Consider the following 19421-nt stretch of genomic DNA (forward strand, 5'->3'; position numbering starts at 1 on the left):
AAAGCAAGCCGAGACTAATTTCCGCTTATTTTATTTTTATAATCGCTTAGACTATTTTGGCGGTCTTCTAAAAACGATCCTAGTCGCTTGCGATTTTCCTCGAAAAATACCTCAAAATCCTGCTCGCTTCTTATTTTTTCCTCGCCGAAGCTATCTAGTAGCGCATTTGAGCTACCCACCAGTACGAGATACCTGCGATTTTCGTAGCTTAAAAGCATGACCTTATTAGCGCTATCGAGCGGCTTTTCAAAGATCACGTTTACGCCGCCTTTTTGATTTAGCAGCCAATTAACCGCCTGAGTATCCTGCGCGGTTTTAGACGCTCCTTCAAAACCCTTAAAATTCGCAGCTTTTTTAACCATGTATTTTTTAAATACGAATAAAAATAATAGTAGCGCAACAAGCGCGCCCAGCACGATAAAATACCTTGCGTCTACGATAGACTCGCTCTCTTGGGGCCCGATTTCGGCCGGTTTATTTATCTGCGCGCTGGCTTGAGGCAAATTTTCTACTTGCGCGGGCGTATTTTTAGGCGTTATGCGAATACGAAGCCCAAAGCCGTCGGGAAGCTTCGACGCGCTTACTACTATGGCATCTTGCGAGGTTAAATTTAGCGAAACGGAGTTTTGTTTGGGCTCGATTTCAAGCTCTTGAACGATTTTGGAGTTTATGTTTTTAGTTACGCTTTCCTCGTAGTTTAGCGAGTTTAGCACGAGCATGGTTTTGTTTTTCTCGCGCTTTTGAAAAATATTGCCCTCATAAGGCGCGTCGAAACTTAGCATAATATCGACGCGATCGGTGCGCTCGTAAATGTTGTACGTCATTAAATTAGACGCGAAAATCGGCGCGATCGCCGCTAAAAATATTAATAAAATTCTCATAAAAGCTCTTTTTTAAAATATTGAATAACTGATTTGGAGTCTAAAATTTCGTTTATCCTAATCGCTAGATTTTTTTCGTAAACCATCACTTCGCCCTTGCCGAAAATTCGGTTATTTATGTATAGCTCGACGCTTTCGCCCGCAGGTTTTTCAAGGTCGATTACCGAGCCCGACTCGAATTTTAACAGCTCGCTAATACTAATCGTAGTCGTGCCGAGCTCGGCTATAAAATCTACGCTAATATCCATTAACTCGTCGTAGCTCTTAAAAAGTCCGACGCTTTGCAGGGTCTCTATCGCCTCTTCTTCGCTCATGCTTTTTTGTATCCTATTTGAAAGGTTTTATTTTTCATTTTGTAGATAAATTTCTCGTCGAGTTTTATGTTGAAATTTTTAACCTCGCCTAAAAATTCCGGCGTGCCGAGTTTATAGGCGTTAGGCTCGCGCTCGTTTAGCGTATTTTTGGCTCTGCCGATTATTTGGTTAGCGATCTCTCGGCACAAATCGTCCAAATCTCCGCCCGCGATATCGTCGTGTCCGAAAAACGCCTCCATAAAAATTTTAAGGGTCGCCGGCTTAAAAAATAGATAAAAATGTATCTCGCGCGTACCCTTAAATACAGGGATACTAGCGCCGTAAAAGCCGCTACCTAGGCTTTTACCTTCTTCGACGTTAAATCCTAGCGTCTGCTCGCAAAAATATCTCGTCGCATCGTCGATGATGGCTTTCATAATTTTCCTTGATAAAATTTGGCTTTATTATACTTTGCGTTTACTAAATTTTTAATTTGGAGTTAAAATTTTTACCTTTTAAAATTTTAAAGAGGCGCCGTATAGCAAAGTAAGCGTTAAAAAGCAATTTCTAAAACAGCGCGGCTATTTTGGAATTTAACTCCTCTCCACTAAATTCCGCCGTCAGCCTCACTATCTCCGTCCCTATTATAGCGCCGTCGGCATAGCTTTTTACCTCATCGGCGTCCTCGCGGTTTTTTACGCCAAAGCCCACGGCTACGGGTAGATCGCTCTTGCTTTTTAACTCGCGTACGAGAGCTTCGAGCCTCTCTTTGCTAGCGCGCTTTGAGCCGCTAACGCCTATGGCTCCGATGGCATAAATAAAGCCCGAACCGCTTTTTAAAATTTTATCCGCGCGGTATGCCGAAGTTACGCTAATTAGCGGAATTAAGCAAACGCCCGCTTCCGCGCAAATTTTAGCGATTTCGTCCGATTCTTCCACGGGTAGATCGGGGATTATAAGCCCGCTTACGCCGCGCTCTTTACTGGTTTTTACGAATTTTTCTACGCCGTAGGCAAAGATTAGATTAAAATAAACTAAAAATACGACGGGCTTGCTAAATTTACCCTCGCATTCGCGTAAAATTTCAAACACTCCGTCCGTATTTACGCCCTTTGCGGCGGTCTCAAAGCTCGCCTGTCCGATGAGCTTGCCGTCTGCGAGCGGGTCTGAATACGGGATGCCGATTTCTAGTAGATCAAGGCGGCTAGCGTCTAAATTCGCTAAAAATTCCTTCGTATGCTCGGCGCTTGGGTAACCCGCGACTATGTAGCCTATATTTGCCTTTTTGCCGTTAAACGCGCGCGCGATCTTATCCATAAATTTTTCCTTTTTCGTAGTTTATTATCGAATCGATGTCTTTATCGCCGCGTCCCGAGACGTTTACGACTACGACGCTTTTGCGCTCTAAACTCGGGCAGAGCTTTTCTAAATATGCTAGCGCATGCGAGCTTTCGATCGCGGGGATTATGCCTTCTAACCGGCTAGTTAGGCGTAGCGCTTCGATGCACTCGTCGTCGGTGACGGCTAAGTATTTTACGCGGCCCGTATCGTGCAGGTGCGCGTGCTGCGGACCGACGCCAGGATAATCAAGCCCCGCCGAGATGCTGTGAACCTCCTCGATCATGCCGTAGCGATCTTGCAAAACCATCGTTTTCATGCCGTGTATCACGCCTGCGCGCCCGTTGGTAAGCGTAGCGGCGTGGTACGGCGTATCGGCGCCTAGGCCGCCCGCTTCGATACCGATTAGCTTTACGTCCGCGTCGCCTAAAAATTCGTTAAAAATTCCGATCGCGTTGCTGCCGCCGCCCACGCAAGCTACTACGTAATCGGGTTTTACGCCGTATTCGTTTAGCTGCGCGCGCGTCTCGCGACCGATGACGCTTTGAAAATCGCGTACGATGGTAGGATAAGGATGCGGGCCTACCGCCGAGCCGATAACGTAAAATACGCTTTCTATTTCGTTCACCCACGCCTGGATCGCCGCGGTGGTAGCTTCTTTTAGTGTTTTTAGCCCGTCTTCTACGCTTACGACTCGGGCGCCTAAAAGCGCCATTCGGTAGGCGTTTAGCCGCTGGCGAGCGATATCGGTAGCGCCCATATATACGTCGCATCCAAGCCCTAAAAGCGCCGCCGCGGTTGCCGTCGCCACGCCGTGCTGCCCGGCGCCGGTTTCTGCAATGATCTTTTTTTTACCCATTTTTTTAGCGAGCAGCGCCTGCGCTAGGGCGTTATTTATCTTGTGCGCGCCGGTGTGGTTTAGATCCTCGCGTTTTAGGTAAATTTCATGCCCGTAATGTTCGCTCAATCTGCGCGCGAAATATAGCGGCGTCGGGCGTCCGACGTAGTTTTTTAATAGCTCGTCCAGCTCTTTTTGAAATTCTTGCGTCTTGGCTATTTTTTCATACGCGTTTTCTAGCTCGTCCAACGCGAACATCGCGGTTTCGGGTACGAACTGCCCGCCGAATTTGCCGAAATATGCTTTTTGATTCATCGGTATCCTTTAAATTTTCGTTCTATTTTAGCATTTTAAGTTTTTATTAGGCTTATTTTACGATATTCTAATCTAAGTATCAATTTGACTTTACAAAAAAAAGAAAAAACGATAACATTTTTAAAATATTTCACAACAAGGAGTAAATATGCAAGAAAAAGAACGACTTTTGGCTGAATTTTATGCAACTAAGTTTTTAGAAAACAGTCTGAGTGGTAACTTGTCGTCACCTTATTTAGTCGGATTAAGTAATGTAACAACAGACTTTATGGTCGTGGGACAAGAAACTAACACATGGTACTATTCAATGGATAAGTTTCGCAATCATGGAATAGCCGAACAAATAAAAATTTATGATGATTTTGTAGAAGAATTTTATGGAAAGGTGCGCGGAGCATTTCACAGATACGTAAAAGATATTTTTGGATTTGATACGAAGCCTACGCTAAATAATCTATTTAAATTTGATTTAGGAGATAAAAGCAAGATAAAAAGTATAGCGCGCGCAGATAACTCCATAAAATCAAAACTTATAGAATTTCATGAAGGTATCCTAAAAACTGAAATAGAAATTTTACAGCCAAAGACTATTGTATTTTTTACCGGTTCAAGTTATGAATGGTATTTAAATCATTTTTTACCAAATACCAAAGAAGTTGTTAGTGGTTTTAGACACAACGAACTTTGCAAGCTGTATTTAGATGATTTTCCTAATATTAAAGCCTATAGAACTTATCATCCAAGCTATCTAAATAGGCGATATTATACACTAGGTAAACACGTTAAAGATTATTTGAAAGATGAAATTTCAAAGGATATAAAATGAAAATTTTAAGATTAACAATACTACTTTTTTTATGGCTTCTACTCAAAGTATTTTTGCTAGCAATATATCAACCGTAAAAAATGGCTTTCTAAAAATAGATGAGAGTGTAAGCATAGGCGATGCTATAGATAATTGGAAAGCGTGCAAAGACGGCGTAGAGTGGAGAGAATTTACCACAGATAATAATAAAGATATAGTTGAGGCGAAATGCTTTTTTCTAAAAAATGATATTAGCAGAAGCTTTGTAATTCAATTTGCTATGAGCAAGGCAAAAAGTAATGAATTTAAGCTAGACTACACCGGAATTTCAGTATCTAAGAATTTTAAAGATAAACCAACGTGCGGAGAATATAAAAAAGATACGAGTTTAAAAAGCCATGCGATTTTAAATTGGATTTATGGCAATGTAGGACTTGAGCAGTTATCTTTGGGGGACATTCTTGCGATTCGCGCTACTATAGAAATGATAGAAAATGATATAGATGGCGACTGCCAAAGAAAGATAGATAATACTCCAGAAGGCAAACAGAGAAAAATAGAAGAGCAAAAAAAGCGAGAGCAAGAAAGAGCCAAAAGAGATGAAGAATACAAAAAACGAATAGAAGAGGAAAAAGAAAAACAAAGAAAAATAGAAGAAGAAAAGCAAAGACTCCTAGATGAAAAAAACAGAAAAGAACAAGAAAATACCTTAAATTTCTTTGAAAATTATGATATAACAAAAGTTAATTTTGAACTAGACGGTAAAAAGCCAAAAACTATTAAGCAGGCATTTTTAGACTTTGGATGTGAAAATTTGAGCTATGACGTTACTTATGAAATTAAAGTACTATGCGACGTGACACAGTGGTTTAAGAAAGAATCGATAAAAATGAATAAAAAATTATCAAATCAAAGAATACTACAAATACTAAACGATGAAAATATGCAAATAAAGGCTGAACTACAAACTGAGTTTAGAGTCGTATCAAGAGAGCCTCATATTTTAGATACCAATCAAGACAAGACGGCGATAACCACGGCATACTCGCCAGCTAGTATGCGTTTACATGTTAGTATTAACGATAATTTAATTTGCAGGGAGCATATATATTTATCGAGCGGGAATCTAATAAAAAGTATATACAACAAGGCAGAATTAAAAGCTTATGAGGGCAAAAAAGACTGCCTATATATCGATCCTAGAATTATAGAGTAGTATCGGTTAATTGCCTGCTGAAATTGCTTTTAAAATTATCTCAATTGTGGCTGGAATTTTTTGCAAATTTTCATCCTCGACTTTTGAGTTTAGATCGAGCACTCGTGGGTTAAATTTGATCGCTTCGCACGCGTTGTGCTCGCCGATACCGCCCGCCATACCGAAGTTAAATTTAACCCCACGCAAAATCTCCCAATCAAAGCTGATGCCGTTGCCGCCGGCGTTTTGCCCCTTGCAATCAAAAAGCGGCATATCGCAAAGCGCGGTATCGACGGCCGGAAGCGCGTCTAGCACGCTATAAACGCGCCAAACCTCTAACCCCATCGCCTTTAAATTTGCGTATAAATTCGCGCTGATTTCGCCGTGGATCTGCGCGACGTCGAGCTCGGCAAACTCGCAAATTTCCGTTATCTCGCAGTCGCTTTGACCCGCAAAGACGCCCGCGCACTTAGCGCCGGCCTTATGCGCCGCGCTTGAAATTTCCCGCGCGACCGCCGCACTTACCCGCCTTTTGCTGGGCGCAAAAATTACACCCAAAAAACTAACGCCGTTTTTAAAATTTCGTGCTTCGCTTTGCAAGCTCTCGCCCTGCGTCGCTCCCGTTTTTTTGTTAAAATTTTCGCCGCTAGAATTCGCTAAATTTCGCCCGAATTTAGCCCCTACTTCTAAAACCGCCCTAGCCTCGTCCGCGCTTTTAATACCGCAAATTTTAACGAGCGGTTTTGCGGCCGTTTTCAATCTCGCGCCCTAAACTGCGCTACGTAATCGCAAAAGTATTTCCACGCTAAACCGCTATCTAGCGCGTTTTCGACGATAGGTCTGGCTAGCGCGGGACTTTGCGCGCCGCCGGCTACGTAAAGCGCAAACATAGCGTTTAGCACGACTATATCGCGTTTTGCGCCGCGCTCCTCGCCGCGCAGGGTCGCTTTTAAAATTTCGGCGTTTTCTTCGCTAGATCCGCCCTCTACGTCGCCGTGAAAAGCGCGCTTAAAGCCGAACTGCTCGGGGGTTATGCGGTATTCGACGATCTTGCCGTCTTTTACCTCGTGTATCAGCGTTTCGTCGCATAGCGTGATCTCGTCCATGCCGTCCATGCCGTGCGCGACGATAGCGCGCTTGCGACCCAGATGCATCAGCGTTTGCGCCATTAGCTCGTTTACCTCTTCTAAATAATTGCCGACCATTTGAAATTTTAGGCTCGTATTAGGGTTTAAAAGCGGTCCTAGCATATTAAAGACAGTGCCGATTTTTAGGCGGTCGCGCACCTCTTTCACCTCGGCGGTAATTTTATGGAAAAACATCGCATGGAAAAACGCAAGCCCCTTTTTATCTAGCAGCTCGCGGTTTTGCTCGATCGTAGGCGCCAGCTTTACGCCGATCGCGCTTAAAACGTCGCTGCTGCCGCTTTTGCTCGTGATCGCTTTATTGCCGTGTTTTGCGACTTTAATGCCCAGACTTGCCAAGATAAACGCCGTCGTGGTCGAGACGTTGATCGTTTTTAGCCTATCTCCGCCCGTGCCTACGACGTCGAACATATCAGACGCGTCGGCATAGGTGTGCGAATAGCGCAGGATATTTTGCACGAGCGCCGCGACGCTTGCGGGGTAGAGGCTTTTTTCGCTGATTAAAACGAGAAGCGCCGCAAGCTGGACTATGTCGTAGTTTTTAGCGTTTATCGCGCGGCAAATAATCTCGTAATCGCTTCCGTCCAGCGGGAAACCCTTTTGCAGTTTTAGCAAAAACGGCGCGAAATTTTCGCTTTGCGCGGAAACGGGCTTTTGTTGCGGTTTATTAAATTCTAAGAAATTTTGTAAAATTTTCTTGCCGTATTGCGTAAAATGGCTTTCGGGATGAAACTGAATACCGAAAATCGGCCTGTCTTTTACGCGAAGCGCCATTAAAACGCCGTCCTCGCTAACCGCGAGCGGCTCTAAAACGGGCGGTAGCTCGTCCGCGTAAAGCGAGTGATAGCGCATTACTTCAAATTCGGCCGGAAGTCCGCTAAACAGCGGCTCGCTAGCTAAAATTTTAATGCGCGAGGTCTTGCCGTGAAGCGGGGTGTCTAAACACTTGATTTTAGCGCCGTTTACGAGTCCGATGGCTTGGTGCCCCAGACAAACGCCCAGTATCGGCGCGTCCAAATTAGCGCGCAAAATTTCTAGACATACGCCGCTATCTTCGGGGCGCTTGGGGCCGGGGCTTAAAACGATACGGCTAGGATTTAGGCGGCGAACCTCGTCAAGCGAGATTTTATCGTTTCGCACGCATAAAATTTCCTCGTCCGTCAGCTCGCTTAAATATTGCTTGATATTAAAAACGAAGCTGTCGTAATTGTCGACTAAAAGTATCATTTTATCTCCTCGCAGTTATTTTTAAAGACGTTTAGCACGCTGGCGCGCTTGTGGCAAATTTCGGCGTATTCGCGCTGCGGGTCGCTATCAAATACGATCCCCGCGCCCGCTTGGACGAAAATTTTAGAGATTTCGCCGCTTGCGGCCGCGCCGAAATCTCGCGCCGGAGTTTCATCATCGCCCCGCTTAAACGGCGTAAATACCGCGCTTCTAATTAATATCGCCATCTGCGCGTCGCCGTTAAAATGCAAAAATCCTATCCCGCCCCCGTAGGCGTTGCGCTTAAAGGTTTCAAGCTCGCCTATTATCTGCATCGCGCGAATTTTAGGCGTCCCGCTAAGCGTACCCGCCGGAAAAACGCTAGCGGCTACGTCAAACGCGCTTACGCCTTGCTCGCGCTGTCCGTAAACGTCGCTTATGATATGCATTACGCTTTCGTATTTCACGATATTTAGGGCGTTTTTAACGACTACGCTACGGATTTTAGCCACGCGGCCGATATCGTTTCTGGCAAGATCGATTAACATCTTATGCTCGGCTAGCTCCTTCTCGTCGCTTAAAAGCTGCGTTTGCAGCGTCGCGTCCTCGTTCGCGTCCTTGCCGCGCGGGCGCGTCCCAGCGATCGGAGCTACGAAAATTCGCTCGCCTTTTAGCTCGAAAACCAGCTCCGGCGAGCTGCCGACTACGTCGCCGAACGGAGTAGGAAAGTGAAACATATAAGGGCTAGGGTTGGCCGCGCTTAAAATTTCGTAAAATTTTAAGCTGCTAAGATCGCTAACGAGCGCTAGCTGCTCGCTCAAAACGACTTGAAACACGTCGCCCGCTTTAATATAATCTTTGGCTCTTTCTACGATGCGCTCAAAATGCGATTTCTCGGCGTCAAGGTCGGTTAAAATTTTAAATTTCGCGCGGGTTTTACGCTCAGAGGGCTCGGCGTTATCAAGCGCTTCTAAAAAATCGTAATACTTCGCCGCGTCGCCGTAAAAGCCGTAAATTTTGCTGATTTTATCAAAATGCAGATACGCTCGCGCATTGGCGTAGATGAAATTAGCAAAATCGTATTGGCGCTCGCCCGCGCTTTTAACGTCTTCAAAATATTTTACGCTCTCAAAGCCAAGCACCCCGAACAGCCCCGCAAAAGGCGCGTCGCTAGCGTTTTTATGCTCGGCGAAATAGCTTTTAAGTCCAGCAAAGTCAGTCCGTTCGAATTTCGCGTTTTTAGCGAACTTTTCGCCGTCAAACTCTGCGCCCGCGGCACTTACGTAATCGCAGTCGATACCGATAATAGCCTGCGTAGAATCCTGCGCCAAATAGCTATTTTTAAACCGCGCCAAAATGGCCTCGTAATAAAAAATAGGTTCGTTTAAAAGCATATTTTACCTTAAAAATTTTTGGGATATTTTAGTAAAAAAAGCTTTGCGTTTTTTAAAATTTCGCGATTTTATCGATATTTTACGCGTAACTGGGTAAAATTCGCGCCAAAAGGACGTAAAAATGGAAGATGTTTTATACGTATTGCCGTTTTTGGGCGTAGCGGTAGGCTTTATCGGCGGATTTTTCGGTATCGGCGGCGGCATCGTCGTAGTGCCTACGCTAATCGCGCTGGGGTACGATACTAAAACCGCCGTAGGCGTTAGCGTTATGCAGATGCTTTTAGGCGCTATATTCGGCTCGGTGATGAATTACCGCGCGGGACTTTTAAGGATAAACGAAGGCGTATATCTCGGTATAGGCGGGCTAATCGGGGCTAGTTTTAGCGGACTAATCGTAAGCCTGGCGCCGGCGATCGCGCTCGAATGTATTTTGCTCGCTAATTTTTTATTTTCTATCTACAAACTCTACCGCGCGCCGCAAAATAGCGCGGCTAGCAAAAATAACTCGAAATTTTTACTCGTACTTTTAGGGGCTTTCGTGGGCGCGATAGCCACTAGCATCGGCATCGGCGGAGCGGCGTTTATTATGCCCGCGCTTGTGGGTTTTATGGGATACGAGATGAAAAAGGCCATCTCGATGGGCGTATTTTTCGTAGCATTCGCGTCGTTTTCGGGTTTTATATCGCTCTCTCTTAGCGGACACGTTAGGTATTTAGAGGGCGCGCTAATCGGCGTTTTTGCGCTAATCGGCGTATATTTCGGCACCAAAGCCACGCACAAAACCGAAAAGGCGGCGCTTAAAAAGTGGTTTTTACTGCTTTACGTATCGATGATCTCTTTGATGATTAAAAAGATATTTTTCGAGTAAAATCAGGGCTTTATTCGCCCTTACGCCATAAAATTTTCTTGCCGAAGCCGAGCGTATTTGAAGTAAATTTTACGCGCTCTAAGGCAATCTTATAAATTTCGCCCTTTACCGCTATTGCGTAGGGGAACCTAGCAAAATAAATTTCGCGCTCCGCCTCGCTTGCTGGGCTAACTTTTCCGCTAAACTGCGCGCCTTTGATTTTACCGATTATTTTAGTATCTAGCGCGACCGTGCCCGATACCGCGTCGCTGCGCGAAAACGCTCTTGCGTGCGCGCTATTTTCGTCGCTGGCGAATATTATCGCGGGATTTAAATCATCGCCGTTAAACGCGTAAAATGCGTTAAACGCGTAAGGAGCGCCCTCCTCGTCCGTAACGGCGACCGAAGATAGGTGCGATTTTTGCAGAAATTTTACCGCGCGCTCGTCTAGTCTCACGCTAAAAATCCTTGAAAAAACGAGCTGATGCTAGTAAAATTCAGCGCCAAAACGCCGCACAAAACGACCCAAAAAATAAGCGCTAAAATTTCGATAAAGCTAAACGCGTCGCGCGCGAATTTTCTAAATACGCCCATAGCCAAAAACGCGCCCGCTACGCCTCCTATAAAGGAAAAATAATGCACGGCGCCCTGTTTTACGAACGCTGGCAACGCGCCTTTAAAAAACAAACAAAATACCGCAAACGCCAGCAAATTCGCCATCAAAAGATAGTAACAAACCACGGGCAACGCCGGATAAAATTTATGTAACGCAAAGCTAAAAACCGTCATAAAAATGAGCGCGAATACTCGCACGCCGAAACAACACATCGCATGCCTTTTTAGCGAAATTTTACGTAAAACGGCTTTATAAATTCTAAATTTCGCCGATATAGAGCGCGAAAGGATTTAAAATGCAAACCAACGCCTACTCGCAAGGAAGCTTTAATAACTTCAATTTTTCGCTAAAAACGAGCTCGGGAGACGAGATAAATTTTAGCGCCTACGATAACAAAACGCTGCAATACCAAAGCATAAAAGACGCGAGCGCAAGCGCGCAAAGCCTAACGCTAACGCACGAATACGGCTACAAATTTTCGTACTCGGGCGACGGACTAGACGCGAAAGATCTAGCAGAGCTAGACGAAGCTCTAAAAAACATAAGACCTAAAATCGACGAATTTATGAAAAACGTAGCCCAAGGCGACAAGATAGCGGGGACTAGCCAAAGCATAAGCTCGCTGGCTAATCAAATAAAATCGCTTCTGCCTCAAGCGCAAGACGAAAACGGCAGAAATTTTGTAAACGACGGCGCGTTAAAATTATTCGATAGTCTTTTAGAGCAAAACAAAGCGACTAAAAGCGTGCTGGAAGCCAGCAAGCGGCTATTTGACGAAATTTTAAATAAAAACAACAAGGTCTCGCTCTACGCGTAATCATTAACCCGCCGCGACCGCGAATAGGCATCGCGGGCCGGTTTTGCGGCGTCTTATAAATTTCATAAAAGTGCGAGCGAGCCGCGAATCCTCGCTAAATTTACTTTACTTTATCGTATTCTTTTTGCAACGCGGCGTAAATTTCGTCTATGCCCGCTCTTCGTCCTTGCGCTAAAATTTCGCTCATCACGACGTTATCCTCGCGCCCGTTCCATACTTTTTTATAAACGCCTTCTTTATAGCCGTTGTTTTGACGAAAGCGGTTTAGCACGTTTTTAGCGACGTAGCACTCGTAAAGCGAGTAGAGATTAACCCCGCATTTTAGCGCCGTAGAGAAGTAAATTTTAAGCAGACCGAACATATCTACGTTAAAACCGCTGCATTCGTGAATGAGCATCTCGATATCGTTCATTATTTCGTAAATACTCTCGTCTCGTACGTTCGCGCTCGCTTTGCAAAACTCGCTAAAACCGCTCGCCGCGCAGATGTCGCTAGCTAGTTTTTCAATCTCGCCTAGCCCTTGATTTTTGTAATTTTGCAACATCAAGCTCATCGCGAAGTGCCAAATATCGACGACTTCTACGCGTAAATTTTGCGTATCGGTAGGCGCGTTTATGCTTTTCCAGTGTTTCCACGCAAAGCTATCGATTAGCTCGGCGCACTCCATGTAAATGCAGCGCCGCCAGCTGATTAACTTGCCTTTATCGGTATAGCCGCTCTCCCAGCCGGGTCCGTTAGTCTCGTCGTTTAAGCTTTGTTGTAGTTTTAGCATTTCTAAAATTATTTTGTATTCGTCCATGTCTTTTCCTTTAAATTCGGGCGATTATAGCAAGTTTTATTAAATTGACGTAAATCATCTCGCATTAAAAATTTTACGGCTAAAATAGCGGAATTTTTAACGAAAGGATAAAAAATGAGAGAAAACAACACGGTAGTTTGCAACGTCTGCGGACAAAAAAGCAGCGAAAACGAAGTAGCCGTATTCGTGCGCGCGCATAAAAACGGCGAAGAGGTCGATATCTGCACGGGCTGCATCCCGAGCGTAATCCACGGCTCGGGAATGGTCGTTCGCTCTAACGACGAAGTCAAAGCCGAGCTTTAATCCGCAAATCGCCGCTAGATTTATAGAATTTAGCGGCCTGCGCCGAGCTTTTTAAATTCGCTAAATTTTAATCCTCGTCCGTCGCGATATTTGAGGCGTTAGCTAATATAAAATTTTCAAATTCCTCCGCGTTCATAGCGCCCGCTAGCGCGTCGCCTTGCGCCTCGTCGCAGCCTAGGCTCTTTAAAACCTCCAAAATTTCGCCGTTATCCGCACCCTTTGTCGTCGCCTTTAACCCCATCGTGCGCGCCATACTTAAAATCGCCGCGATTATCTGCCTATCGGTATCGTTTTTTACCGCGCCAGAAGTTAGTTCGCTCGCGATTTTTACGCGGGTTACGTCGTATTTTTTAATATAAACCAGCGACTGATATCCCGTACCGAAATCATCTATACAAACGCCGATGCGAGCTTGTTTTAGCGCATCGAAAAATTCGTCTAATTTCTCCGGCGGGCTCATCCATAAAGATTCGCCCAATTCCAGCTGCAAAGCGTGCGGCTTTATCTCGTAGCGGGCTAAAATTTTATCTAAACTCGCTAATATCTTCCGCGAAGCGGGGAAATCCGAAACGGCGCTAACGGCGATTCTAGGCGCTAAAATCCCTTGCTTGCTCCATTTTCGCATTAGCCTCGCCGCAAGCGCAAGCGACTGTTCGAAGACGGCGTCTAGCATAGCGTTGTTTTTAGCCGCCGCGAAAAATTCTTCGGCATCTAACAAACCTTGCTCGCATCGCCATTTAATAAGCGTCTGAGCGTAAATTATCTTACCTGTTTTTAGGCTAAATACGGGCAAGAAATACGGCTCTAAATCGCTTTGCAAATTCGCTTGCCTCATTAAAATTTCAAGCCCGGCGTTTTTTCGCGTTTTTTCGTCTAGGCGCCGGCTATAAAGCGCTGGATTAAAGCTTGGATTTTCTTTGGCGTAATACATCGCGCGGTCGGCGTTTTTAATAATCTCGTTCGCGGTTAGCTTATCGCCGTAAGCATACGCGTAAACGCCCGCTACGCAGACTAAATCCAGTCGGTAACGATCTATTCGCATAGGCGTTTGAATTTCGTCTTTTATACGCGAAGCGAAATTTAACGCGGCGTCCGCGCCGCCGGAGGCCGATTTTTTAACCGCGATAAACTCGTCGGCGCTGATTCTAGCGACTAACTCGTCGTTTTTGCAAAAATTTAGCAGGCGTTTGGCTACGATTTTTAAAATTTGATCGCCCGCGCGGTGCCCGTAAGAAGAATTTAGCGATTTAAAGCGGCTAATATTTACGTAAACGACCCAAATTTCCTCGCCGGGGCGCAGGTTTTCGCACATTTTTCCCAGCTCGCTAATTAAATACCCCCTACCCGTAAGTCCCGTCAAATAATCTTTTTCGAGCATATCACGTAAGCGTAAATTTAAAAGCGTTAGCTCGTTGGTGCGCTCGCGCATCTGCCTTTCAAGCTCTAAGTGTAGCGCTCGCTCGCGTTTTAGGATATTTTTGCTAGCTACGACTCCTTTTACGTAGTAGCTAGCCAAAGCGTAAAGCGTGAGCACTAAAAGCGCCGTCAGCATCGCCGCGGAGCCGAATTGGACTTTGATTAATAACGGTACCAGCGTAATTAGCGGCAGCCATTTCGAACCCGTAAAAAGATTTGATTTATATCTTAAAATTTTATCGCCGCTTTTTACGTATAAAGCGCCGATCGCGATTAACCATACGGGGATTATGCTAAGCGCGCCGCCGTAGGCAAACGCTTTGGGGGCTTCTTGCAGCCTGCTTGCAAACGCATATAAAAGTATCGCCGCAAATACGCCCGCGGCCGCGATTAGATAAAAACCGCTAATTTTCATATTCGTAAGCTTGCCGGTGAAAATTTCCATAAGCGCGGCGAATATTATAAGCGACGCCAAGAGCAGCATCCCCGCCGCGCTAAACGCGGATACGTCGCTAAAAATTTCAGCCGTTTTAGCGCTTAAAAACGTATCTAAAAACATAATCGCGATTAACAAAAATACGCTCGCGCCGTCTAAAATAAGAACCGATTTATCTTCGATTAGGCTAAGCTTTTTATAAAAATAAATAAAAACCGCGCAAAATGCGCAAAACGTCGGTAGCAGATAAGCGGCGGTTAGAAATTTATAGCTTTCGTAGGGCGCTTTTAAAAAATACGCGTTAAAAAACCAAAGCGCGTCGCACATAGCCCATAAAAATACCGCCGCGCTAGCTAGCGCCCAGTGCGCGCGAAATTTGCCCGCCGTCGCCGCGTCGTAAGCGACGAGGGCGCAGATAACCATCAAACAAACGCTAAGTATCGTTTGAGCTAAAACGAGTTTAAAAACCCCGAAAATCAGCGCGCATAAAAACGCCGTCGCAAAGAGCGCGTTAAATGCGAATTTTGAGCTAAAAAGGGATTTAAACGACGAAAAAGGCAAAATTTCTCCTGAAAAAATAACGCCGATTATACTTTTTAAAACCTTGTTTTTCGATATAATCTCGCTTAAAATTTTAGCGGAGAAACGCGAAATGCAAAAAATAATAACGTTACGCGAAGCCGACATGCTCGATTTTTACGCCTTTACGCTGTTTTATTCCAAAAAAGCTAGAACGCAATACGCTTTTAACGTTTTCGGGATTTTCGGCGAAGCGATGATAGCGGGATTCGTGCTGGATATGTTTTTAAAAACGCAAATTTTTACGATTTTAGGCGTCGCGTTCGGTTTTTTATGGGTTATTTTTTATCCCGCGTTTTTAAAAAACAAACGCAAAACCGCGCTTGCTAGCTTATCTGCCGCGCCGCACGCCTTAAAACGGCTAAATTTTAGCGTAGATGGCGCGGCGGACGGCCGGATTAGCTACTTTGACGAGGCGCAAGAAAACCCCGAGAATTTCGCCTTTTCAAGGGTAAGCGAAATTTACGAGCTAAAAAATATTTTCATAATTTTCATAGACGATAAAATTCATCTCATAATCCCCAAAGACGCGGATACCGCAAAAATGATAAGCCTCGTCGCCAAAAACGCTAAAAAGCATCTTTTAAAATACGAAAATTTAGAATTTTCGGCGATAAAATAAGCGCGAGCCGCTTCGTTTCGAGGCGCGAAATTTTACCGCGCGGGCAAGCTTCGCGCCGTTTGCGCCTTTATAAGCTCTTCAAATTCCGCCGCGCTCATAGGCCCGCCCCATAAAAAGCCCTGCACCTCGTCGCAGCCCAGTTCGCGTAAAATTTCAAGCTGCTCGCCGCGCTCCACGCCTTCTGCTATCGTGCGGACGTTTATGCTTTTAGCAAGCGCGACGACGGCCTTTACTACGTCCCTATCCGCATCGTTTACGGCGATGTTATCGATTAATTCCTTGGCGATTTTAAGCCTATCGACGTCGTATTTTTTAATATAGCTAAGCGAAGAAAATCCTGTACCGAAATCGTCGATCGATACGCTCACGCCGTGTTTGCCAAACTCGCTTAACGCCTCTTGCATCGCCTCCTCGTCGCTCATCCAGCTCATTTCTGTAATCTCGGCGTCCACCCATCTAGCATCGGCGGCGAAATTTTTGACGTCTTCTAGCAGCCGCGCGGCGAAATCCTTCGTTTGAAGCTGTTTGGGCGAGACGTTAATGCTGATTTTTAGCGCTGTTTTATAGGCGTTATTCCACGCGCTTATTCGTTTGACGGCCTCGCGGCAAACCCACCTACCGATAGCGATAATTAGCGGACTTTGCTCGGCTGCGGGGATAAAGACGCTAGGCGGTATAGCGCCTTTTACGCGCGACTCCCAGCGCAGCAGCGCTTCCGCGCCGATTAGCTTTTTGCCCGAAATTTCGTATTGCGGCTGAAAAACCAGTCTAAATTCTCTACCGAAGTCGGCGGAATTTAGCAGCATTTCAATATAGTTTTGCTCTTTGAGCCTGCGGCGCATATCCTCGTCAAAGAATGCGCAATCAGCCCAAGCGTCTTTTTTGGCCGAATTTAGCGCGGTTTCTGCTTGCAAGATAAGATCCTGCGGCGCCATCTCGCTGGTCTCGCTAACGCTAACGCCGATTTTGGCGTTTAGCAAAATTCTATATTCGTCGCTAAAAACGGGTCTTCTAACAAGCTCTAATATCTGCGAGGCGATTTGCTTTGCGCTATCGTCCGTCGCTTGCCGCAACGCTATTACGATATCGTCTCCGCCGAATCTTCCTACGAATGCGCGCCCGTTAAAAGCCGATTTTAAACGCCCAACGATCTGAGCTAGCGCGTCGTCGCCGGCGCGGCGCCCGTAAGTGTCGTTTACGGCTTTAAATCTACGCAGATCCAGCGCGTAAAGCCCTATATTTTCGCCTAGCGGCTTGGTTTTTAAAATTTCCTCTAAAATTTCCGAAAACCTCCTTCTATTTAACGCGCCCGTTAAATAATCGCTATCGCCCAGCTCTTTTAGCCTCGCGTTCGCTAGGTTTAGCTCGCTTACGCGCCGTTTTACGGTATCGTCCAAGCGTCGCCTGATAGCCTGCTCTTTTTTTATTAAAATTTTGTTGTTTCTAACGCTTGAAACGTTATGCGTAAGCACTCCGTAAAATAGCAGCAAAACCAGCGTCAAGGATAAAAGTGGCGCGTTTAGCGTCTGATCCGCCGCATAAATCATAAGCGCGCAAAGCGCCCCTAGCGTCAAAATTTTACCGACTAAAACGACGTGAAAATCGTTTCTGGTTTTACTAAAATTTATGCGCTTATCTTCGTCTAAATGCAAGCTCGCAAAGGCGAATATAAAAAAGCAAATTTGCAAAATGGCCCTTAAAATTTGCTCCGTATTTTGCCCTTTTATCTCGCTTAGCACGTAAAATAAATCGCGCGCCGTAAATATTAAAAGCGCGGCTAATAGCCAAAATAGCGAGCGTTTGCGCCAAAGCGCGCGCACCGTAAATCCCGCTATAAAAATCTCGCAAAATAGCGCCGTCTCAATCGCTACGAATACCATCTTTTCGTACGCCGTTAGGCTCTGCTCGCCCAAAGATACGTAAAAAAACCCCGTAAATACCGAAAATATCGCAAACGTATCGACCGCAGCCTGCAAAAGACCCCCGCCGCCGCTTAGGCAGCGCTTCGTGATTTTAGCCCCGCAAATAAATAACGATACGAAGGTTAATACGTATAAAATTTTGGCTAAATTTTGATACGCGGGAGAGCCTGCATAAAATATAATAAAAGCGAGGCGCGCCGCGTCTCCCGCGATCCATAGCGCGAGCGCGATCGCGACGAAGCCCCAGTAGTCCTTAAAATTTCGCGTTTTTAAAACGCGGTAAAACACGATCGCCGCAGCGTTTAGCTCAAAAAATACTCCCGCAAGCTCCCCCGCGCCCGCGATCGAAAGCGCGAAATATGCGGCTAGAAGCGCCGTAAGATAGTAAAAAAGGCCAGCGCGGTTATTAGTTAATTTCGCTAGCAAATTTTAGCTCGCCGCGCCCGATTTTTCGCGCCATCTTTCCCACTCGCCGCTAGCGTCTAGCTCGTTGCCCATAGCTTCGAAGCGCTCGTAATAAAATTCGGTAAATTCGCGCGTTTTAGCGTCTACGGGTAGGTAGCTACCCTCGCTTTGTACGCAAAATCGCTCCAAAAATTCGCGCGCGTCGCGTTTTGCCGCGTAATGGCGGGCAAGTTTAAAATAATTTTCCAGGCACGCGTCCTTAAATCTCTCGTAAGCCGCCTCGCTCGTATCCGCGATTAGCTTTTCGCCGTTAAATTTTAACGCGCCCGCGCTAAAAAGCAGGCTTAAATGAATAAGTCCCTCGCAGTAATACGCCCTAACCTCGCCCACGTTTTTCCAGCCGATAAGCCCCACGCTGCGCGAGATCAGCTCGGCAAATACGCCCTTTTTATAGCGCGCGTCCTCGTGAAAAAAGAAATTTACGAGCCCGCCCGTCGTAGCTTTGTATTCCTCGATAAATTTAAACGCGCCGCTTTTATTCATCGCGTTTTCGGTGTCGGAGCCGATAAATAAAATATGTCCGAACTCGTGTCCGATCGTGGAAATTTCGTAAATTTTCCTCCAAATTTCGGGTTTTAGAAATAAAATCTCGCGTCCGATATTTAAAAAATCAAGCTCGAAAATTTCGCTTGAAAGCCTGCTAAAAGGCTTTGCCTTCGCCGCTTCGTAGACGTGATTAACGAACGCGAAAATTTTCTTGCCGCAGCGCGCGCTCACGCTCTCGTCGTTAGGCACGACCTGCGCGCTAAATAGCCCGTTTAGCTCGGCGCCGTAATAAATCATCGGCACGCTTACGTAAAGCTGCGTGCGCTCTACGTTTGCTAATACCTGCTCATGCAAGGCGGCGAAATTTTCGCCGTCGGCGCCGATTCGCTCGCAGACTTTTTTATAGGTTCGCGCGATATTATCTTTCATCTCGCGCTCGTTTACGCCGCAAGTATCAGTTAGCCTCACGTCCCATTCAAGCGCGACCGCATGCGTGTACGCATCCTCGTAGTATTCTAGGGGATGACCGGGTTGCAGAGCGCCTTTAACCTCCATCCACGAAATCTCCGCCGCTTGCCAAGCGGGGATTACCCGCGAGTTATCGCTTTGGCTAAACGCCTCTTTTATCGCCTTAAAATATGCGATATAGCTTGCTCTTTGAGCTAAAATTTCGTCCGAATTTTCGCCGCTTAAAATTTCGTCC

Annotated in this window: 20 protein-coding genes; 6 read left to right on the forward strand and 14 right to left on the reverse strand. The window is 45.7% G+C overall.

Features of this window, described 5'->3' with window-relative positions:
- Positions 1 to 14: 14 nt before the first annotated feature.
- The 5 genes from QZ147_RS00490 to trpB all read right to left on the reverse strand — a co-directional run bounded on the left by QZ147_RS00490 (position 15) and on the right by trpB (position 3665).
- Entirely contained in the window at positions 15 to 881 is an 867-nt protein-coding gene (locus QZ147_RS00490) for an excinuclease ABC subunit A (RefSeq protein ID WP_295146066.1), read from the reverse strand.
- On the reverse strand, positions 878 to 1195 hold the full coding sequence (gene fliN / locus QZ147_RS00495) for a flagellar motor switch protein FliN (protein WP_295146068.1): 318 nt from the start codon (positions 1193 to 1195) through the stop codon (positions 878 to 880). The genes QZ147_RS00490 and fliN overlap by 4 nt, the downstream gene beginning before the upstream one ends.
- Positions 1192 to 1611 carry a chemotaxis protein CheX gene (locus QZ147_RS00500; RefSeq protein WP_295146070.1) on the reverse strand — a complete coding sequence of 140 codons (420 nt, stop codon included), beginning with the start codon at positions 1609 to 1611 and terminating at the stop codon, positions 1192 to 1194. Before QZ147_RS00500 ends, fliN begins: the two co-directional genes overlap by 4 nt.
- A 130-nt stretch (positions 1612 to 1741) precedes the next feature.
- Positions 1742 to 2491 (reverse strand): tryptophan synthase subunit alpha, encoded by a 750-nt coding sequence (gene trpA / locus QZ147_RS00505; RefSeq protein ID WP_295146071.1) that lies wholly within the window; start codon positions 2489 to 2491, stop codon positions 1742 to 1744.
- Entirely contained in the window at positions 2484 to 3665 is a 1182-nt protein-coding gene (gene trpB / locus QZ147_RS00510) for a tryptophan synthase subunit beta (protein WP_295146072.1), read from the reverse strand. Before trpB ends, trpA begins: the two co-directional genes overlap by 8 nt.
- A 148-nt stretch (positions 3666 to 3813) precedes the next feature.
- Here trpB and QZ147_RS00515 point away from each other — a divergent pair, with 148 nt between their 5' ends.
- Entirely contained in the window at positions 3814 to 4491 is a 678-nt protein-coding gene (locus QZ147_RS00515; protein ID WP_295146074.1) for a uracil-DNA glycosylase family protein, read from the forward strand.
- A gap of 31 nt (positions 4492 to 4522) precedes the next feature.
- On the forward strand, positions 4523 to 5686 hold the full coding sequence (locus tag QZ147_RS00520; protein WP_295146076.1) for a hypothetical protein: 1164 nt from the start codon (positions 4523 to 4525) through the stop codon (positions 5684 to 5686).
- A 6-nt stretch (positions 5687 to 5692) separates the two neighbouring features.
- On the opposite strand, the gene QZ147_RS00525 is transcribed toward QZ147_RS00520, so the two are convergent.
- From QZ147_RS00525 to QZ147_RS00535, 3 genes are read right to left on the reverse strand one after another with little or no spacing between them, the layout of a single operon-like run.
- A complete protein-coding gene (locus QZ147_RS00525; RefSeq protein ID WP_295146077.1) occupies positions 5693 to 6424 on the reverse strand; it encodes a phosphoribosylanthranilate isomerase in 732 nt (243 codons plus the stop codon).
- A complete protein-coding gene (gene trpD / locus QZ147_RS00530; protein ID WP_295146079.1) occupies positions 6421 to 8037 on the reverse strand; it encodes an anthranilate phosphoribosyltransferase in 1617 nt (538 codons plus the stop codon). The genes QZ147_RS00525 and trpD overlap by 4 nt, the downstream gene beginning before the upstream one ends.
- Complete coding sequence (locus QZ147_RS00535) at positions 8034 to 9410, reverse strand: anthranilate synthase component I family protein (RefSeq protein ID WP_295146081.1); 1377 nt, start codon at positions 9408 to 9410, stop codon at positions 8034 to 8036. Before QZ147_RS00535 ends, trpD begins: the two co-directional genes overlap by 4 nt.
- A 121-nt stretch (positions 9411 to 9531) precedes the next feature.
- On the opposite strand from QZ147_RS00535, the gene QZ147_RS00540 reads away from it, so the two are divergent.
- The gene (locus QZ147_RS00540; RefSeq protein WP_295146083.1) at positions 9532 to 10278 is read left to right on the forward strand and encodes a sulfite exporter TauE/SafE family protein; all 747 of its coding nucleotides are present in this window, start codon (positions 9532 to 9534) and stop codon (positions 10276 to 10278) included.
- 10 nt (positions 10279 to 10288) lie between these two features.
- Here the strand turns inward: QZ147_RS00540 and QZ147_RS00545 are convergent, their stop codons facing one another.
- Positions 10289 to 10714, reverse strand: a complete 426-nt coding sequence (locus tag QZ147_RS00545) for a pyridoxamine 5'-phosphate oxidase family protein (RefSeq protein ID WP_295146084.1) — start codon at positions 10712 to 10714, stop codon at positions 10289 to 10291.
- Positions 10711 to 11085, reverse strand: coding sequence for an L-arabinose ABC transporter (locus QZ147_RS00550; RefSeq protein ID WP_295146085.1), 375 nt, complete (start codon positions 11083 to 11085; stop codon positions 10711 to 10713). The genes QZ147_RS00545 and QZ147_RS00550 overlap by 4 nt, the downstream gene beginning before the upstream one ends.
- Positions 11086 to 11168: 83 nt before the next feature.
- On the opposite strand from QZ147_RS00550, the gene QZ147_RS00555 reads away from it, so the two are divergent.
- Entirely contained in the window at positions 11169 to 11690 is a 522-nt protein-coding gene (locus tag QZ147_RS00555) for an ATP/GTP-binding protein (protein WP_295146087.1), read from the forward strand.
- A 100-nt stretch (positions 11691 to 11790) separates the two neighbouring features.
- Here the strand turns inward: QZ147_RS00555 and QZ147_RS00560 are convergent, their stop codons facing one another.
- Positions 11791 to 12489 (reverse strand): dUTP diphosphatase, encoded by a 699-nt coding sequence (locus QZ147_RS00560; protein ID WP_295146088.1) that lies wholly within the window; start codon positions 12487 to 12489, stop codon positions 11791 to 11793.
- A gap of 114 nt (positions 12490 to 12603) precedes the next feature.
- Between QZ147_RS00560 and QZ147_RS00565 the strand changes: the two genes are divergently transcribed.
- Positions 12604 to 12792, forward strand: a complete 189-nt coding sequence (locus QZ147_RS00565) for a hypothetical protein (protein ID WP_295146090.1) — start codon at positions 12604 to 12606, stop codon at positions 12790 to 12792.
- A 67-nt stretch (positions 12793 to 12859) separates the two neighbouring features.
- Here the strand turns inward: QZ147_RS00565 and QZ147_RS00570 are convergent, their stop codons facing one another.
- On the reverse strand, positions 12860 to 15205 hold the full coding sequence (locus QZ147_RS00570) for a bifunctional diguanylate cyclase/phosphodiesterase (RefSeq protein WP_295146091.1): 2346 nt from the start codon (positions 15203 to 15205) through the stop codon (positions 12860 to 12862).
- Between the two features lie 91 nt (positions 15206 to 15296).
- On the opposite strand from QZ147_RS00570, the gene QZ147_RS00575 reads away from it, so the two are divergent.
- The gene (locus tag QZ147_RS00575; RefSeq protein ID WP_295146092.1) at positions 15297 to 15845 is read left to right on the forward strand and encodes a hypothetical protein; all 549 of its coding nucleotides are present in this window, start codon (positions 15297 to 15299) and stop codon (positions 15843 to 15845) included.
- A gap of 32 nt (positions 15846 to 15877) precedes the next feature.
- On the opposite strand, the gene QZ147_RS00580 is transcribed toward QZ147_RS00575, so the two are convergent.
- Together QZ147_RS00580 and ciaB are read right to left on the reverse strand one after the other, a co-directional pair.
- Positions 15878 to 18193: a bifunctional diguanylate cyclase/phosphodiesterase gene (locus QZ147_RS00580; protein WP_295146094.1), complete on the reverse strand. Its 2316-nt coding sequence runs from the start codon at positions 18191 to 18193 to the stop codon at positions 15878 to 15880.
- 3 nt (positions 18194 to 18196) lie between these two features.
- The coding region (gene ciaB / locus QZ147_RS00585; protein ID WP_295146095.1) for an invasion protein CiaB at positions 18197 to 19421 on the reverse strand (1225 nt) is incomplete at its 5' end.

The sequence above is a fragment of the uncultured Campylobacter sp. genome (genome assembly GCF_905371695.1).
In the GTDB taxonomy this organism is placed as follows: domain Bacteria; phylum Campylobacterota; class Campylobacteria; order Campylobacterales; family Campylobacteraceae; genus Campylobacter_A.

Bases quoted from the DNA above. Each gene is read 5' to 3' on its own strand.
- QZ147_RS00490 (WP_295146066.1), bottom strand. From the start codon at position 881: ATGAGAATTTTATTAATATTTTTAGCGGCGATCGCGCCGATTTTCGCG.
- fliN (WP_295146068.1), bottom strand. From the start codon at position 1,195: ATGAGCGAAGAAGAGGCGATAGAGACCCTGCAAAGCGTCGGACTTTTT.
- QZ147_RS00500 (WP_295146070.1), bottom strand. From the start codon at position 1,611: ATGAAAGCCATCATCGACGATGCGACGAGATATTTTTGCGAGCAGACG.
- trpA (WP_295146071.1), bottom strand. From the start codon at position 2,491: ATGGATAAGATCGCGCGCGCGTTTAACGGCAAAAAGGCAAATATAGGC.
- trpB (WP_295146072.1), bottom strand. From the start codon at position 3,665: ATGAATCAAAAAGCATATTTCGGCAAATTCGGCGGGCAGTTCGTACCC.
- QZ147_RS00515 (WP_295146074.1), top strand. From the start codon at position 3,814: ATGCAAGAAAAAGAACGACTTTTGGCTGAATTTTATGCAACTAAGTTT.
- QZ147_RS00520 (WP_295146076.1), top strand. From the start codon at position 4,523: ATGGCTTCTACTCAAAGTATTTTTGCTAGCAATATATCAACCGTAAAA.
- trpD (WP_295146079.1), bottom strand. From the start codon at position 8,037: ATGATACTTTTAGTCGACAATTACGACAGCTTCGTTTTTAATATCAAG.
- QZ147_RS00535 (WP_295146081.1), bottom strand. From the start codon at position 9,410: ATGCTTTTAAACGAACCTATTTTTTATTACGAGGCCATTTTGGCGCGG.
- QZ147_RS00540 (WP_295146083.1), top strand. From the start codon at position 9,532: ATGGAAGATGTTTTATACGTATTGCCGTTTTTGGGCGTAGCGGTAGGC.
- QZ147_RS00550 (WP_295146085.1), bottom strand. From the start codon at position 11,085: ATGTGTTGTTTCGGCGTGCGAGTATTCGCGCTCATTTTTATGACGGTT.
- QZ147_RS00555 (WP_295146087.1), top strand. From the start codon at position 11,169: ATGCAAACCAACGCCTACTCGCAAGGAAGCTTTAATAACTTCAATTTT.
- QZ147_RS00560 (WP_295146088.1), bottom strand. From the start codon at position 12,489: ATGGACGAATACAAAATAATTTTAGAAATGCTAAAACTACAACAAAGC.
- QZ147_RS00565 (WP_295146090.1), top strand. From the start codon at position 12,604: ATGAGAGAAAACAACACGGTAGTTTGCAACGTCTGCGGACAAAAAAGC.
- QZ147_RS00575 (WP_295146092.1), top strand. From the start codon at position 15,297: ATGCAAAAAATAATAACGTTACGCGAAGCCGACATGCTCGATTTTTAC.